This window comes from Flavobacterium jejuense (assembly GCF_006491595.2).
Taxonomy (GTDB): Bacteria; Bacteroidota; Bacteroidia; order Flavobacteriales; family Flavobacteriaceae; genus Flavobacterium; species Flavobacterium jejuense.
The window spans coordinates 181692-199145 of record NZ_VEVQ02000006.1 but is presented as its reverse complement, the minus strand read 5'-3'; the positions used below and the strand labels follow the sequence as shown (position 1 = coordinate 199145).

Sequence of the window (17454 nt, the reverse complement as noted above, 5' to 3'; positions counted from 1 at the left end):
TTTATACTTTTTATAAACAAACAAAAAAATCATAGTAATTACTATGATTTTTTTGTTTACACCTAATAATTATTTCTAATTAATACTTTCTTTAATTTTTAAAGCACATTTTTCACCATCGATTGCTGCAGATATGATTCCCCCAGCATAACCAGCACCTTCTCCACAAGGATACAGTCCTTTTATTTGAAGATGTTCTAAAGTCATTGGATCGCGAGGAATTCTAACCGGTGATGACGTTCTACTTTCAGGTGCGTGCAAAATGGCTTCATTGGTAAAATACCCTCTCATTGATTTACCAAATTGAGTAAAACCTTCTCGCATCGTATTCGTTAAAAAAGCAGGAAAAACTTCTCCTAATTCTACTGAAGTGGTTCCTGGAACATAAGATGTTTTAGGTACTTCTGAAGAGACTCTCTTTTGGGTAAAATCGACCATTTTTTGAGCTGGCACTTTTTGGGTTGAACCTGCTAATTGCCATGCTTTTTGTTCAATTGCTTTTTGAAACTCCATTCCAGCTAAAGCTCCAAATTTGGCAAAAGGTTGAAAATCTTCCAATTTTAGTTCCACGACAATTCCAGAATTAGCTGTAGCTTGATCTCTTTTTGATGGAGACCAACCATTAGTAACCACTTCTCCCGGACTCGTAGCGCAAGGAGCAATAACACCTCCTGGACACATACAAAAAGAATACATTCCTCTTCCTGATACTTGTTTTACTATTGAATAAGGTGCTGGTGGCAAAAATTCTCCTCTAAAATCACAAGAATATTGAATTTTATCAATTAGTTCTTGAGGATGTTCAGCACGAACACCTAAAGCAAAGGGTTTCGCTTCAATAAGAATTTCTTTTCTATCTAATAATTCAAAAATATCTCTTGCCGAATGTCCTGTAGCTAAAATTAGTTTTTTCGCATTAATTACAGTTCCATCTTGTAAAGTTACACCTCCAATTTCGCTATTCTTTACTAAAATATCAGTTACTTTAGCTCCAAATAAGACTTGACCTCCACAAGCAATAATTTTTTCACGAATATCTTGTATAATTTGTGGTAATTTATTGGTTCCAATATGAGGATGAGCCTCTATTAAAATTTCATCTGAAGCGCCGAAACCCACTAAAAGTTGTAAAATTCGATCTACATCACCTCTTTTTTTAGAACGAGTGTATAATTTTCCATCAGAATAGGTTCCTGCTCCACCTTCTCCAAAACAATAATTAGAGTCTTCATTTACAATATGATCCACATTGATAGCTTTTAAATCGCGACGACGACCTCTTACATCTTTTCCACGTTCTAAAACTACTGGTTTTAAACCTAATTCAATTAATTGTAAAGCTGCAAATAAACCTGCAGGACCTGCACCAACAACTAAAACTTCTTGATTATTAGTTACATTTGGATAATCTGGTAATTCAATTTTAGTTCCAACGTAATGTTCGTCAACTAAAAAAACAGTAGCCTTTATATTAACTTTAATGTTTTTTTGTCTAGCATCAATAGAGCGTTTCACCACCACTACTTTTTGAATCTCTTTTGGAGATATTTGAGCTAATTTAGCAACATGATTAGCTAACAAAATTTCGTTAGCTGCTACTTCTGGTGAAACTTGAAATTGAAATTCGCGAGGCATTCTAAATATATATTTTCTGCAAAAGTAAACAAATGAATTTAGTTTCTCACTTCAAAAGCTCTCAAAGCAAAAGAAGCCAACCAATGTTCTCCTTCATAATTCCCATCCACTACAGCAGGTAGTGAAAATTGCAAATGAGTATCCGCTATTTTCTTTAAATGAGAAAATTTCTTTGGATACTGATTACTCAAAGCATATAAATTCCAAGCTCTGCTAAAATTCAATCCGTCCAAATGTACTAAATGACCGTCTGTTCTATCAGAAACTTTTGAGGTTTCCCACTCAAAATTCTTTTTAAATAGATTGGGTGCAAATTTTTCTAACCAAGTTAAGAACTCTTTTTCAGACAAGACACGTTGCATTAATCCTATTTCTTCCATACAAGGAGATAAAAAATCGGTCCCACTCGGTTCCCAAGTAAAAGGACAACTTTCATCCTTATGATACATACGTAAAGCGTTTTCTTTAATAACAGATTGAAATTCTATATTATTAGAATAAACTGCATAATCCCAAGCATTGGTTAAACCAAAAGCTGTATTGGAATGTGTTCCCACTCGGATGGGATATAATAATTTGGGTAAAAATTCTGTATAACGTTGAATTAACAAATTAGTCAAAGGCTTTAGATTAGCTGCTAACGGTTTTACAAACGATTCTTTACTTTTTTCTAGTTCTAATTGTAGCTTTAACAACCAATTCCACCCATAAGTTCTCTCATAAGATTTTTCATGAGGTTTGCTTAAATAAGCAATTTCTTTTTCGATATTTTCTCTTGACAAATTGACATGAAGTTTACCTATAATTTCTTCTTTGTTTTCCAAATCAGTAAAATTATTCAATAAATAAACTAGACTCCAATGACCATGAACAGAAGAATGCCAGTCGAAACAACCATAAAAAGCAGGATGCAATTCTTTTGGAGACAATAATTCTGTATCATCTTTTAACAATTGATTTAATTTATTAGGATATTCTTGTTGGAGACATTTTATAGGCAAAGTAGCTAAATGATTGGCTTGTTCCAACGTTAATTCTTGTGAAAAAGATACTTGAACAATTAGAAACAATAGTATTACTTTTGTTTTCATTTATAAGGATATTAAATTATTTCAATTATTAATAATTAAAAGTTGAAATAACAAAAATAAGAATTAGAAACCTGAATTTCGACACTTTACCTACTGAAATAGAAAGAAATAAAAAAGAAAGTCCTTATAAATAATAAAATACCTCTTCAATAATTCTTATATTATAATTTTCCTACTATGCTATTTCTCTAGTTAACCAACCACTTTTACCTGCAGTTACAATAGCATAAGGTGTTATCCAGAATAAGCCAAATGTATACAAAATACTATAAGTATAAGCCCAAACTGATTCTGAAAAGCTATACCTTTTTGCATAAAACAAAACTGGAAAACTGGAAATTATTAAAATACTTAATAATGTGGAACTTAAAAACAACAAAGGATGTGTAATTACAAAGAATACCATAAAAAACAACATAGGATATGTCATGACTATATTTAAAAATTGGTTAAAAAACAACAACCTAGCACCAACTTTCGAATCTTTTCTAAAATTTGTAAAAACATACTTAGCCATCATAATATTCTCACGTACATTACTTCTTCCCCAACGAATAAACATCTTATACAAACTTTTGTAAGATTCAGGAACATTAGTAAGTACATGTGCATTTCTTTGAAATAACACTTCACGACCTTGCTTTAATATCATATTTGTCATAGCCCTATCTTCTCCAATATCTGAAGGTTTATTCATGAATGTTTGATTAATCCATTCTGGTAAACAAGCCAAAACAGCATCTCTACGATAAGCTGCTAAAGCTCCTGGTGTACAAAGCACAGAACCCAAAACACTCTCCGCAGAACGAACAAATTCAAAACTCATTACAAAACTTACATTAAGCATTTTTGGTAGCATTGCTTTTTTATTATTTAAAACCCTTACATTACCGGCAACAGCACCACAATTTTCATTAGTAACAAAAGGAGTAACTAAATTTCTTAAAGTATCTTTCTTAACAATTGAATCACTATCAATTGTTACAAAAATTGAACCTATTCCTAAATTAAACCCATGATAAAGGGCATGCCGTTTTCCTTTATTAATAGGTTGTTGAAAAATGGTTAAACGTTCTCCCAAATCTAATTTCGCTTTATTTATCCAAAACCAAGTATCATCTTTACTCCCATCATCTATAGCTACTATTTGTAATTTATTTTTTGGATAATCGCTTTCAGCTATACTATTTAAAGTTTCCCATACTAATTGTCCCTCATTATAAGCAGGAACAATTATTGTACATGTTGGCAATTTCTCATCTGAAACAGAGCGTATAGACTTATATTTAAGATATAAATATACTTTAAACAAAAAGAAACTAGTTTTATAAGCAAAAAGTGACACTGAAAGAATCAAAAATGACACACCCCATACAGAATTCAGTTTTTCTAAATTATATTGTTCGAAACTTGGTTGCAATTCATAAAATAAAAAAGCCGCACTGATCAGCATTAAAAATGTAGTTAATAACACACCTTCATTTAATAAATTAGTGTTAGTATTAAAAAGAGGACTTCTTAAAATCAGTTTCCTTGTGGAATCTCTAAAGTATAAAATTTTTTCAGAAATAAAATTATGTAGTGTTTTATTATGAACGGAGAAAATAAAACTATTCAACTTAGTTTCATTACTCTTTTTTCTATAAAAAAAATTAGATTCTATAGGGTTTAAATTTGCGTTTTTCATTGTTTTCCATTTTTAATTTGACTTTTAGTCAAGTGTAAACTCTTTGCACTTTAAGATTGATATGCTTAACAAACCTAAAACAGAGCAAATCATTATGAATGGTAATAGGCAATTCACATGCCTTATTTATAAAACGCTGTAAAACAAAACACTGTAAAAAATGCTGTTTTAAAAACCGTAAAATATTTATACATTACTTAAAGTATTACACATTTTAAGTATACAAATGGGAACAATTTACAAACTCAAATTTGTTTTCAATTATCTAAAATTATAGCATATTAAAAAATACATTATTGAAAACATTATATTAAAAATTGACTTTGTACCTTTGTATAATTGAATAAGAAAAAAATGCGTAACATAAAATTAATTTGGGATTTTAGAGGTCAGGCTGCAGCCAAAACAGCAGAACATCATGAAATACATTTAAAAGAATACATTCAAATAGAAAAACTACTTTTAAACATAACAGGTTATACTGTTATAAATGACATGTATGCCATTGCCTTTATGGTTGTAGAAGAAAAAGACATGATTACTGTAAGAGATGCCTTAAAACCACATCGAGGTGAAATTTATGTTTCTTGAGAAAAAATTTGTTTTAGAAATTCTTTTGAAGTTATTCCTTCTTGTTTTTTAAATAATTTCACAAAATAATTAGCACTAGAGAAACCCAATTCATCTGCTATTTCAGTCAAACTCAAATTACGTTCTACTAACAAACGCTTACTTTCAAGAATTACCCTTTGCGTAATTAACTCGGTAACCGTTTTATTCAAAATAGTTTTAGTTATTCTGTTTAAATGCTTCAACGTAATAGCCATTTTATCTGCATAAAAAGAAGGTGCTTTCTCTATTTTATAATAGTTTTCTAGAAGTAAATCAAATTGCTTTAATTTATAATTATAAACAGGTTTTTCTTGATTTTTTTCAGAAGAATAAATCCTTGAAATATCAATCAAAATAATATCTAAAAGACTCAATAATTTATCTTTTTTATAGTTTCTTTTAGCACTACTCTCTTCTATCATCATCATAAAATAAGGAGTTACCATTTCCATATCTTTTTCAGATAAAAAAATTTCAGGATTATTTTCAAAGGATTGGAAAAAAGGATATTGTTCTATTTTTTTACTTTCAAAATGAAGGTTAAAAATCTCTTTTGAGCAAAATACTATAAAACCTTCAATATCGGAAGAAAGTTGCCAAGAATGAATTTGTCCTGGTTGCATTAAAAACATACTTCCTTTAGTAATTTCAAAAGTATCAAAATCTATTGTATGCATCCCTGTACCATTTGTAAAAAGTACCAAAAGATAAAAGTTATGTCGGTGTAACTTTTCAATAAAATGATGCTTTTTTAAATGCTCTTTGAAAGAATTGACATACAAATTATTATAAAATATATTCTCTTCAAAATTCTCTATTTCATAAACAGGATATGGCTTCATATACAAAATGTCTTTTTTGTGCACTCATTAGCGAATATACAAAACTTTCCAAAATGAATAATAGTTTAATTTTGCTGAAATTTAATAGAATGAAAAACACCATCCTTAATCTTTTTAGTAACAAATGTCCTAACTGTTCAAAAGGAAAAGTCTTTAAAAATGGATTACTTAATTTCGGATTTGGTTTTCCTAAAATGAATGAAAAGTGTCCTAATTGCAATTTCAAATTTGAAAAAGAACCAGGTTTCTTTTTTGGAGCCATGTTTGTGAATTATGCTGTAGGTTGTGCGGAAGCTCTAATCACTTATTTTATTGCAGCTCCTTTTTTTGATAAAAGTTTTGACTTAAGAATGTTTCCTATTATAGGAGCTACAATTTTAGTTCTTTCTATATTTAATATCAAATTATCACGATTGATTTGGATTTATATCTTTAAAAATTATTCAAAGTAAAAAAAGCCTCAATATTGTAATATTGAGGCTTTAATATTTTATTAATTTCTTTTAATTTGCTACTTCACTTATAAATTTAATACGCATTAATCTTAATTCTTCTGTATCATAATCTCCATCAAATTCCTTTAAAGCATCTTTTATATTATCCGATTCAGATTCCATAAAATAATCATGAATTTCTTCTTGCTGGTCTTCATCAAGAATATCATCTACCCAGTACTTTATATTTAATTTTGTCCCAGAGTAAACAATTTGTTCCATTTCCTTTAACAAACCATCCATATCTAGACCTTTAGCTTTTGCAATATCATCTAATGCTAACTTTCTATCCACATTTTGAATAATATACAATTTTAATCCAGAATTTGCTCCTGTAGACTTTACTACCAAATCATCTGGACGAATAATATCATTATCATCAACATATCTTGCGATTAAATCAACAAAATCTTTACCATATTTTTTAGCCTTACCTTCACCAACTCCATGAATATTACCTAATTCTTCAACTGAAATAGGATATTTTAAAGCCATATCTTCTAGGGAAGGATCTTGAAAAACGACGAAAGGAGGAACACTTAATTTTTTAGCTACTTTCTTACGTAAATCTTTAAGCATACTCATTAATGCTTCATCTGCTGTTCCAGATGATTTTGCAGCTGCAACAATATTTTCATCTTCTGCTTCACTATATTCATGATCTTCAGACATCATAAAACTATGTGGTTTTCTAATAAAATCTTCTCCTTTTTGGGTTAATTTTACAACACCATAGGTTTCAATATCTTTTTGAATCATTCCTGCTACTAGAACTTGTCTTATTAAAGCCATCCAATATCTATCATCAAACTGATTTCCTTTTCCAAACAGAGGTTGAACATCAATTTTATGTGCTTTAATCACCGCATTAAGTTTACCTGTTAAGGCAAAAATTATTTCCTTAGATTTGAATTGTTCTTTAGTATCTTTTATAACCTTTAAAAGTAATTCAACTTGTTCTTGGGCTTCTACTTTATTCTTTGGATTTCTTACATTATCATCCATATCGGCTCCTTCACCTATTTCAGAATCAAATTCTTCTCCAAAATAATGCAACAAATATTTTCTTCTAGACATAGAAGTTTCAGCATAAGCAACTACTTCTTGTAATAAAGCATAACCAATTTCTTGTTCAGCCAATGGCTTTCCTGCCATAAATTTTTCAAGTTTCTCAATATCTTTATAAGAATAGTAAGCCAAACAATGACCTTCTCCTCCATCTCTACCTGCCCTACCTGTTTCTTGATAATAACTCTCCAATGATTTTGGAATATCATGATGAATAACAAATCGAACATCAGGTTTGTCAATTCCCATACCAAATGCAATAGTTGCCACCACAACATCTACATCTTCCATTAAAAACATGTCTTGATGTTTGGCTCTTGTTTTAGCATCTAAACCAGCATGATAAGGAACTGCACTAACTCCATTAACTTGTAGTAATTGTGCAATTTCTTCTACTTTTTTTCTGCTCAAACAATAAATAACACCCGATTTCCCTTTATTCTGTTTTATAAATCGAATAATATCACCTTCAATGTTTTTCGTTTTTGGACGCACTTCATAATATAGATTGGGTCTATTAAAAGAAGCTTTAAAAGCATTAGCTTTAGGCATATCTAAATTTTTCAGAATATCCTCTTGTACTTTTGGAGTTGCTGTAGCGGTTAAACCAATAATAGGAATATCACCTAATTGCTTTATAATTGATCTTAAATTTCTATATTCAGGCCTAAAGTCATGACCCCATTCTGAAATACAATGCGCCTCATCTATGGCTACAAAGGACAACTTAACGCCCTTTAAAAATTGAATGTATTCATCTTTGGTTAATGATTCTGGAGCTACATATAACAATTTTGTCAAACCAGAAGTAATATCACTTTTTACAGTATTTATTTCCGTTTTTGTTAATGAAGAGTTTAATACATGGGCAATTCCCGATTCTGAACTTATACCACGAATGGCATCAACTTGATTCTTCATTAAGGCTATAAGTGGAGATACAACAATAGCTGTACCCTCTAAAACTAGCGCAGGAAGTTGATAGCATAGTGATTTTCCTCCACCCGTAGGCATAATTACAAAAGTATTATTTCCGTAAATAATACTATTAACAACTTGTTCTTGAAGTCCTTTGAATTGGTTAAACCCGAAATATTTTTTTAATTCTTTGTGTAAATCAATTTCGTTTGGTTTCATTCTCTATTAATATGATTTTACCTAAATTTGCAAACATAAAGATACAATTTTCTTTAAAAAAACAAAACATTAATCTATTTAATACTTTGGACACAACAACAACCATTTTAAATTCAGTAAAAAACACTATTTTAACTGAAAGTAAGAGCATTGCTAATTTAATTGAACATATTACTGAAGACTTTGCAAAAGCGACAGAAGCAATTTTAAATTCTAAAGGAAGATTAGTTATTACAGGTATAGGAAAAAGCGCTATTATTGCTCAAAAAATTGTAGCTACTTTAAATTCAACAGGAACACCTTCTGTTTTTCTTCATGCAGCTGAAGCAGTTCATGGAGATTTAGGTATGGTTTTACCTGAAGATGTTATTATTTGCATTTCTAAAAGTGGTAATAGTCCTGAAATAAAAGTTTTAGTCCCTTTATTAAAGCGTTTTGGAAATACTTTAATTGGAATGACAGCAGATATAAATTCGTTTTTAGGAAAAGAATCACATTATATTTTACATGCTTATGTAGAAAGCGAAGCTTGTCCAAATAATTTAGCGCCAACAAATAGTACAACAGCTCAATTAGTATTAGGAGATGCATTAGCTGTAGCTCTAATGGAATTACGCAATTTTAAAAGTGAAGATTTCGCCCTTTACCATCCAGGTGGTGCTTTAGGCAAAAAATTATTACTTCGTGTAAAAGACATGTTAGACACCACACACACACCACAAGTAGCTCCAGATGCTAGCATTAAAAAAGTTATCATGGAAATATCTGAAAAAAGATTAGGTGTAACAGCTGTTATCGATAATGAAAGCATCATAGGAATAATTACTGATGGCGATATTAGAAGAATGTTAAATACAAATGATACTTTTACACATTTACAAGCAAAAGATATTATGACTAAAAACCCAAAAAACATCAATTCTTCCATCTTGGTTTCAGATGCACTGAGCATTTTAGAAAACAATGCTATTACACAATTAGTAGTTTCAGATGAAGGAACATACAAAGGAATATTACATTTACATGATATTTTAAAAGAAGGAATTGTATAATGGCTAAGAAAAATTTAGGAGAAATGTCGTTTTTAGATCATCTTGAAGAGTTAAGATGGTTGTTAATAAGAGGTACAATTGCTATATTAGCTTGTTCTGCAATTGCTTTTTTCTTTAGTGACTTTATTTTTGACCAAATTCTTTTTGGACCTAAAAATCCAAATTTTGTTACCTATCACTTTTTTTGTGAACTTTCACAACAATTTGGTTTAGACAAAAGTCTATGTGTATCAGAAATTAATTTACCCATTCAAAACAGAGAAATGGGCGGACAGTTTTCTATTCATATGTGGACTTCTATTACTGTTGGTTTTATAGTATCATTTCCTTTTCTATTATGGGAAATTTGGAAATTCATTAGTCCAGCTTTGTATGATAATGAAAAGAAATATGCTTCTGCTTTTATCATCATTTCATCGCTTTTATTTTTTACAGGTGTCTTATTTGGCTATTACCTAATAGCTCCTTTATCTGTTCAATTTTTTGCTAGTTATATTGTAAGTTCAGAAATTAATAATTCAATAGATATTTCCTCTTATATTAGTTTAATAAAAACTTCAACTATAGCAAGTGGCTTATTATTTGAACTACCAATTATTATTTATTTTCTAACCAAAATAGGATTGGTAACCCCAGAATTTTTGAGAAAATATAGAAAATACACCTTAGTAATCATCTTAATTTTATCAGCAATTATAACACCTCCAGATGTATTGAGTCAGGTTATTGTTACTATTCCAATTATGTTGTTATATGAAATTAGTATTTTTATAAGTGCTGCTGTTATGAAAAAACAAATTACCACAACCGATTTAACAAAATAATATTTATGTCTAATTTAGTAGAAGAATTCAACGCATATCGTGCCAAAATGAATGAGAAATTATTGGCTGATAACAACAAAGTAATCAAAAGAATTTTCAATGTTGACACCAATGCTTATATGCCAGGTGCTTTAGATGTTAAAACCAAGGAACTTTTAGGCTTAGTAGCCTCAGCGGTTTTACGTTGTGACGATTGCATCAAATACCATTTAGAAACTTCTCACAAAGAAGGCATCACCAAAGAAGAAATGATGGAAGCCATGGGAATTGCCACTTTAGTTGGTGGAACTATAGTAATTCCTCATTTAAGAAGAGCTTATGAGTTTTGGGAGGCTTTAGAAAACAATTAATATAGCAATGTACCAATGTGACAATGTGGTAATATACCGATTAAAAATTGACAATTATTACATTTATACATTACAAAAACTGTTAATCAAATAACAATAAAATTTGAACTCCATTTAAATTTTATATTTTTACAAACCTATTGGTGAATTTAAAGTTTTGTATAATTAACAAATTCACTAATCGACAAATTGGCTAATTGTCTAATTGACACATTATCAAAATGAAATTAAGAGCAGAAAATTTAGTAAAGACCTATAAAAAAAGAAGTGTTGTAAAAGGCATTTCTGTTGAAGTGAACCAAGGAGAAATTGTGGGTTTACTAGGTCCAAATGGTGCTGGAAAAACAACTTCTTTTTACATGATTGTAGGATTGGTAAAACCCAATAGTGGTAATATTTATCTAGACGATATGGATATTACTAATTTTCCAATGTACAAACGAGCACAAAACGGAATTGGCTACCTAGCTCAAGAAGCTTCTGTTTTTAGAAAACTAAGTATTGAAGATAATATTTTAAGTGTATTGCAACTAACCTCTCTTACTAAAGCCGAACAAGAAGCTAAAATGGAGGAACTAATTGCCGAATTTGCTTTGGAACACATTCGCACCAACAGAGGAGATTTACTTTCTGGAGGAGAAAGAAGACGTACCGAAATTGCAAGAGCTTTAGCAACGGATCCAAAGTTTATTTTATTAGACGAACCTTTCGCTGGTGTTGACCCAGTTGCAGTAGAAGACATTCAAAGAATTGTAGCCCAATTAAAAAACAAAAACATTGGTATTTTAATTACCGATCACAACGTACAAGAAACCTTAGCGATTACTGATAAAACCTATTTGATGTTTGAAGGAGGTATTCTAAAAGCGGGAAAACCTGAAGAATTAGCAGAAGACGAAGTGGTAAGACGTGTCTATCTAGGGCAAAACTTCGAATTGAGAAAGAAAAAAATCGATTTTGAAGCTCCAAAAACCACTATCATCCATGGAAAAGGCGAACTTTTAAAAGAAGAACAAAAATAAGGAATAAGAAAAGAGAACTAGTTGAGTTCTCTTTTTTTTTTTTGACTTAAGAAGTTTGCCTGTATTTAAATAATTAGGAGCACCACAACAACTTTTCAGTAGAAAATTCCACCCGCTTTCCGCGTTACAAGGTAACTTGCTACACTCGGGGCTAAAATAGAACTTTAATCTTTATAAACACTAAACAAAGTCCCAAAATAATTAATCTTCAAGGTCAGGAGTCCGAAGCTTCGGACTTTATACGTGGCTGAGACATGGAGTCCATTGTAAAAAGTAATAGCTCAAGTTTTAACTATACAACAAGGAAAATTACATGTTTTTTTAAAAACGCAATTATATGAGTTAAAAATAGCTTTTTTTAAGCTATCTTATTTTTATAAATCATTTTAAAAATCTAGTCTTAAAGAGAGGTTGTACAACAGCTACAATGTTGGCTGTAGTGTTTTTTTTCAATCCCATATTTTTGGTCTATCAATATTCATGGCTCTTAAATACGACAGGAATTGTCCTGCGTGAACAGATTCGTGATATCCAATCCGTAACAAATATTTTGCAAGGATTTTCTTATCACCATTTCCTGGGTGAACAATTTCGGTTTCGTTTAATTCCTTATCCGAAAATTGTCGAATACTTTCTAAAAATGTTTTTCTAAAAGGCTCAGCAAATTCAAGTTCATCTTTTAGATTTATAAATGGTCGGTTTTCCCAAGGTGTTTTATAATTTGTCATATTTCCTTGATTAATAATAATATTCCAACCATAATCAGCCTCCAAAACGTGTCTTATCATTTCTGACGCACTCATTGCTTTTCCATCAGGTTTCCAATTATAATATTTCTCAGGTAGTCCATTCCAAAGTTTTATACTTCTTCTCCTTATTTCTGTAAAATTTAAAATTATGAGTTCAGATTGGTTCATTTTCTTTCTTTTCGAGAATTTAGTTTCACATTACAGTCAACGTTTTGCCTTTAGTTTGTATTATCAAATATTTATTAATTTTCCGAAACGTAAACGTGCAATTTACCACAAAATTCACAATATTGCCAATCAGCTGTGCTTGTTGCATAACTAATAGTTTTATTTAAATACCAATTTATGATTTCAATAAATACATAAATAACTGAATATTAATCACTTTGGTTTTTTAAAATAATTAAAAACTATGAATTACATTCTTTTATTGATTGTGCAACAGTCACTGCTGTTACCTGCTGGTATTCTCTTCGGTCATAGTGATTATTTTCGTTAAACCGTTAGTTGCTATTCTTATTCTTGTAAAATGTTTTTCAGATTTCTGTTCTGTCGGAAACCAGTTTCTGTTTGTTTTTACAATAATAAACAGTCCATTGTCGTCACCAATACTAGCAAAACTTTCACTTTTAGCACCTTTTGAAAAGTAGTTTAGATTATAATCCTCAACTAATTTGTCTGCAAGTTTAATTGGTGCATCCGTTACTATTCCAATTTCACTTATAGATTGAATGGATGAAATATTAAAGGGTTTATCTGTTGAGTTATCAATGTCAAAACGAGCAATGAATTCCAAAATATTTTTGTTATTGTCGTAAAAATAAATTGCTCTTGCATTCCAACTTTCAAAGTTTGCTACTATTTCATTGTCGGCATTTTCTATTAAGTTAAGTTTTGTTCTTGCCCAGATTATTGCTTCGTCAAGTTTGTTGTTTGGAATATTAAATGCAAAATGGTATTTCGGATTTAATTTATTTGATTTTATAAAAGTCAAGGTTGAATGCCCAGCTAAAAATGAAATTGAGTTTTGTCTCTTTCTTACCAACTGCAGTCCCAAAACATCAGAATAAAAGGTTTCTGTTTCTACAAGGTCGTCTGTCTGTATTTCTATTTCTAATATTTCCATTGTCTATTGTTTGTTCAATCGTTCCCTATGCTTTCAGGTAACGGTTAGTATATGAAAAGTAGGTGATTTCGAAGCACTTTTCTGGCCACCAAAACTAAAGCTAGCTACGGAGCAAAAACCTTGCTAGCAGCCGTTCACCCGCCATAAACTATAGGCTGTGTTGGCATTCATATTTTTAATATTCTATTTCTCCATAGTTCAAATATTCTGCTTTATAAGTTGTTTCGAAAGTGTGAATTGAACTTGAAACTCATTCCAACCTTCTTGAAATTCCCTCTTTATCGTCAATACGACCCCGTTTTCAGTTTGCTCAATCATTTTAATCTTGTCATAAGCACCATCATTTGCCATTAACTCGAAATATTTGAAGTCGTCACTCCAAGAAGCTTCTTTTGAAAAATCGTTTTTTATAATCTCAATGAGTTTTGGTTGATTAGATCCGCTTTCATTTAATACAATGGGTTCATAGTACTTACTACAAAATGTCAGTCCATCATCGTCAGCCACACCTATTCCATAGAAAGACGTAGTCATAAAGTCAAATTTTTTATCCTTGTAATTAAATGAAGTGTCTTGTTTAGATTCAGTTAATTGGTAAACATTTCGTCCGTCAATTATTCCATTTTGTGAGTCAGTCTTAATTTTCACATATCGAAATGCATCACAATAATCATCTGTTTTTTGATACTGACTTTCTGAAATACCGACAATTTCTACGATAGAACTTTCATTTAGAGTCGTCTCTTCTTGAAGTTCATTATTCAAAATATCAATTTTGTCTCCAATCAGAACGGCTATACCGTCATGTTCTTTAAATGTGACTGTTCCGTTTTCAAAAGATTTTTCAGATGATTCCACTTGTTTCTTGCTTGCTTCAAAAGTTTGTTCTTGAGCATTGTTACTTGTCTGTCCACAAGAAGCAAATAGAATTGGAATTATGTACTGTAGTCGTCTCATTTTTATGGTTACCTACGTTAATGTGTATGAGTTGTGGCGTGTTTAAGCATCTAATTTAGTAAATGAAAACGTAATAGAAAATCTGCGAGGATTTTCCAAAAAGCACAGACCTAGCCATAACTTATACATGGTGTTACCACCAGTTATTTATACTTATTTTCAAAAAATTCTTTTCCATCCCTTAAAATAGGTCCGTTTATTATCTGCGCAATATTTAATTCAATTTCCATTCCTGTAAATAAGGTGTATTCTAATTTTACAAACCCATAATCATAAGAAAAGTAAGATTTAAGTTTAGATTCTCCTATGTTAGATGTTGCAATAGCGCTAATAACTATACATTCTAATTCCCCAATTTTAGTTTGAATTTTTTCTTTTCCACTAATTTTATATTCGTAATTCAATAGCAATCTATCGCTCCACAATCCCCATTTCTCATCCGCCCAATGATTTCCAATACTCATACTGTCAGTCCATTTGTAACCAATAGGTTCATTTAGTTTGATGTATGGAAAAGGGCAAGTTTCCAATGATTTAAAAAATCCATTTCTTGGTGGATGAACCCATATGTTTTCATCGTTTTCGACAATTCCAGTAGAAGATATTGTTGTAGGGTTGGGTTCATAACTATAATAGACTTCAGTTTGATTTTTGTTCGTTCTTTGAAACATTCTTGGTTTAATTACAGTCAAATGAATTTCAGAGATTTTAAGAGAATCAATTTCATTGGAAAGTTTAAAATTGTCTGAATTATTTTCTTTTATAAAAAAGATAGAATCGTTTTCGGTAATCTTAATGTTAAAAACAAATTCTTTCCCTAGAGTGTAGATGCTATTATTCTTGTCAATCTTACTTTTTTCAATATGTAATCCGTCATACTGCTGTCCCAAAACTAAATTTGAAACTAATAATATTATAATTAAGAATCTGTTTTTCATAATTGGTGGTAACGGTCTTGTATATGAAAAGTAGCGGATTTTACACACTAACTTTTCGGTTTATAATAGACCTTAATTTTATTATTTATCTTTACTTTAAGCACCAAAACCGCTATTATTTTTATATAGGTTAAGTTAGCCTTTTATTTATTCTTCCTTGTCATATCAGTAACTACTTCTCCGTCATATTTCCAAAATCCATTTGTTCCACCAAACCAAATGTTGTCATCTTTATCTCCGACTATAAAGATTATCCGTTCGTAAGTAACATTTTTATTATCAACAAATCGAGTAAATTCTTTTCCGTTATAGACACAAAATCCTTGCATTCCACCAACCCATAAATTACCCTGTATGTCTTCATAAATTGCTCTGACATTTTTGGTGCAAAGGCTGTCTTTCTCTGTAAAGGTTTGAAATGAATTTCCGTTAAAGGAAGTTAAGCCACTTTCTCTATTACCATTGAAACCAAACCAAATAACTCCCTTACTGTCAACAATAATTATCCTTATTTGGTCGTCACTTAGTCCATCTTTCGGCATATATTGAGTGAAAGTTTTCCCGTCAAATTTGTTAGCTCCACCGTGAGACATTGAGGCGAACCATAAGTTTCCGTAATTATCTTCTGTAATGCTTTGAATAACGTTGTGATAAAGTCCATCAGGCATAGTATCGCCAATTTCTGATAAGTGGTTCGTGAATGATTTGCCATCGTAACGATATGCTCCAGCTCCGTTTGTTCCTATCCAATACATTCCATTTTTATCTTGAACAATAGATTGTACTTCATTTGGATTGACCATCGGATATGATTTTTTAAGCCAATCGGTTGAGATTTTATATTCTGGAATTTCTAAATACGTAAACTTTGTTCCATTAAAAATGGAAACTCCGTTTGCTGTTCCAAACCATAAATCGCCATTATCAACTTGATAAATACAAGATATTTTATTGTTAGAAAGCCCGTCTTTTTCTTTAAAATGAACAAAATTTGAACCGTCAAATTTATAAACACCATCGTTGGTAGTTCCAAACCAAAGATTGTCGTCTTTATCTAAAAAACCGCAATAAACATTTCCATTTGGGTTTTCTATTTTTCCTGTCGTTATACTATCTTCAATTTTCTTTTGCTTGACCTGTCCATTACAAGAAGATAAAATAAATATCAAGCCAACAATTGTAAAATATTTTGGTAAGATTAATTTCATAATTTCATATATTTTCCTATTGGTTCTTGGTTTGTTTAGGTTACAGCTAACGTTTATGTGTAAGGAACGTTGCGGTTTTGTATGCGAGGATTTTCCGAAGGAAAATCAGAAGCTAGCAAAAGAGCAACTAACTTTGGTTTAGTATAAAACTAGCAATTTTTTATATACTGTGTTGTGCATAGTTTTTATTTATTAAATTTTGATTTTATTTTTCCCCACAATGAGCTTTTATCAGTGTAAAGTTTATTAATCGATTCTGCTATTTTTTCTGTTTTTCTTGTCTCGTGATTCCAGAAATATAGTTCGTCAGTCAGATTTCCATTTCCATTATGAGTCAAGATTAATTTATTTCCAAATCCGTCAGAACCGATTGCGATTCCATTTTCAGGAAATCCATTCCATTCGCGCGCGTTTTTCGTTTCAAGTCCAATGTGATTACAAGTCCGACTTATTCTTTTTCGGTCAGATTTGTCAAAAAAAGGATGAAGTTCAAATTCAAATTCGTCCGTTACTAATTCCCCACCATTAGATTTTATCATTCGGTTTTTAAATTCAGTTGGAAATTCTACATTCAATTCAGATTCCGTTTCTTTTATATATTTTTCGTCTATTGGAAATGGCATTTTGCGTTTTGGTTAAATTATGCACAACGTCTAGTATAT

General features: G+C 30.7%; 17 protein-coding genes. 6 read left to right on the top strand and 11 right to left on the bottom strand.

Features of this window, described 5'->3' with window-relative positions:
• Positions 1–75 precede the first annotated feature (75 nt).
• The 3 genes from FIA58_RS11025 to FIA58_RS11015 all read right to left on the bottom strand — a co-directional run bounded on the left by FIA58_RS11025 (position 76) and on the right by FIA58_RS11015 (position 4413).
• Positions 76–1635, bottom strand: coding sequence for an NAD(P)/FAD-dependent oxidoreductase (locus FIA58_RS11025; RefSeq protein WP_140962534.1), 1560 nt, complete (start codon positions 1633–1635; stop codon positions 76–78).
• Positions 1636–1673: 38 nt separating this feature from the next.
• A complete protein-coding gene (locus tag FIA58_RS11020) occupies positions 1674–2726 on the bottom strand; it encodes a DUF2891 domain-containing protein (protein WP_140962533.1) in 1053 nt (350 codons plus the stop codon).
• Between the two features lie 175 nt (positions 2727–2901).
• The gene (locus tag FIA58_RS11015; RefSeq protein WP_140962532.1) at positions 2902–4413 is read right to left on the bottom strand and encodes a glycosyltransferase; all 1512 of its coding nucleotides are present in this window, start codon (positions 4411–4413) and stop codon (positions 2902–2904) included.
• A gap of 354 nt (positions 4414–4767) precedes the next feature.
• Here FIA58_RS11015 and FIA58_RS11010 point away from each other — a divergent pair, with 354 nt between their 5' ends.
• Positions 4768–5004 carry a hypothetical protein gene (locus FIA58_RS11010; RefSeq protein WP_140962531.1) on the top strand — a complete coding sequence of 79 codons (237 nt, stop codon included), beginning with the start codon at positions 4768–4770 and terminating at the stop codon, positions 5002–5004.
• On the opposite strand, the gene FIA58_RS11005 is transcribed toward FIA58_RS11010, so the two are convergent.
• Positions 4992–5867 (bottom strand): AraC family transcriptional regulator, encoded by an 876-nt coding sequence (locus FIA58_RS11005; RefSeq protein ID WP_140962530.1) that lies wholly within the window; start codon positions 5865–5867, stop codon positions 4992–4994. The genes FIA58_RS11010 and FIA58_RS11005 overlap by 13 nt on opposite strands.
• A 53-nt stretch (positions 5868–5920) precedes the next feature.
• Here FIA58_RS11005 and FIA58_RS11000 point away from each other — a divergent pair, with 53 nt between their 5' ends.
• The gene (locus tag FIA58_RS11000) at positions 5921–6319 is read left to right on the top strand and encodes a DUF983 domain-containing protein (protein WP_243754665.1); all 399 of its coding nucleotides are present in this window, start codon (positions 5921–5923) and stop codon (positions 6317–6319) included.
• A 51-nt stretch (positions 6320–6370) separates the two neighbouring features.
• Here the strand turns inward: FIA58_RS11000 and recQ are convergent, their stop codons facing one another.
• On the bottom strand, positions 6371–8566 hold the full coding sequence (recQ, locus tag FIA58_RS10995) for a DNA helicase RecQ (RefSeq protein WP_140962528.1): 2196 nt from the start codon (positions 8564–8566) through the stop codon (positions 6371–6373).
• An 86-nt stretch (positions 8567–8652) separates the two neighbouring features.
• Between recQ and FIA58_RS10990 the strand changes: the two genes are divergently transcribed.
• The 4 genes from FIA58_RS10990 (at position 8653) to lptB (ending at position 11814) form a co-directional block, all read left to right on the top strand.
• Complete coding sequence (locus tag FIA58_RS10990) at positions 8653–9618, top strand: KpsF/GutQ family sugar-phosphate isomerase (protein WP_243754670.1); 966 nt, start codon at positions 8653–8655, stop codon at positions 9616–9618.
• On the top strand, positions 9618–10442 hold the full coding sequence (gene tatC, locus FIA58_RS10985; protein ID WP_140962526.1) for a twin-arginine translocase subunit TatC: 825 nt from the start codon (positions 9618–9620) through the stop codon (positions 10440–10442). The genes FIA58_RS10990 and tatC overlap by 1 nt, the downstream gene beginning before the upstream one ends.
• 5 nt (positions 10443–10447) lie before the next feature.
• Positions 10448–10792, top strand: coding sequence for a carboxymuconolactone decarboxylase family protein (locus tag FIA58_RS10980; RefSeq protein WP_140962525.1), 345 nt, complete (start codon positions 10448–10450; stop codon positions 10790–10792).
• Positions 10793–11013: 221 nt separating this feature from the next.
• The gene (lptB, locus tag FIA58_RS10975) at positions 11014–11814 is read left to right on the top strand and encodes an LPS export ABC transporter ATP-binding protein (RefSeq protein WP_140962524.1); all 801 of its coding nucleotides are present in this window, start codon (positions 11014–11016) and stop codon (positions 11812–11814) included.
• A 449-nt stretch (positions 11815–12263) separates the two neighbouring features.
• On the opposite strand, the gene FIA58_RS10970 is transcribed toward lptB, so the two are convergent.
• The 6 genes from FIA58_RS10970 to FIA58_RS10945 all read right to left on the bottom strand — a co-directional run bounded on the left by FIA58_RS10970 (position 12264) and on the right by FIA58_RS10945 (position 17415).
• Positions 12264–12731 (bottom strand): DinB family protein, encoded by a 468-nt coding sequence (locus tag FIA58_RS10970; RefSeq protein WP_140962523.1) that lies wholly within the window; start codon positions 12729–12731, stop codon positions 12264–12266.
• A gap of 286 nt (positions 12732–13017) precedes the next feature.
• Entirely contained in the window at positions 13018–13689 is a 672-nt protein-coding gene (locus FIA58_RS10965; RefSeq protein WP_140962522.1) for a VOC family protein, read from the bottom strand.
• 198 nt (positions 13690–13887) lie between these two features.
• Positions 13888–14646 carry a hypothetical protein gene (locus FIA58_RS10960; RefSeq protein ID WP_140962521.1) on the bottom strand — a complete coding sequence of 253 codons (759 nt, stop codon included), beginning with the start codon at positions 14644–14646 and terminating at the stop codon, positions 13888–13890.
• A gap of 143 nt (positions 14647–14789) precedes the next feature.
• On the bottom strand, positions 14790–15584 hold the full coding sequence (locus FIA58_RS10955) for a DUF3108 domain-containing protein (RefSeq protein ID WP_140962520.1): 795 nt from the start codon (positions 15582–15584) through the stop codon (positions 14790–14792).
• A 143-nt stretch (positions 15585–15727) separates the two neighbouring features.
• Positions 15728–16792 carry a ligand-binding sensor domain-containing protein gene (locus tag FIA58_RS10950; RefSeq protein WP_140962519.1) on the bottom strand — a complete coding sequence of 355 codons (1065 nt, stop codon included), beginning with the start codon at positions 16790–16792 and terminating at the stop codon, positions 15728–15730.
• 185 nt (positions 16793–16977) lie between these two features.
• On the bottom strand, positions 16978–17415 hold the full coding sequence (locus FIA58_RS10945; RefSeq protein ID WP_140962518.1) for an SMI1/KNR4 family protein: 438 nt from the start codon (positions 17413–17415) through the stop codon (positions 16978–16980).
• Between the last annotated feature and the right edge of the window lie 39 nt (positions 17416–17454).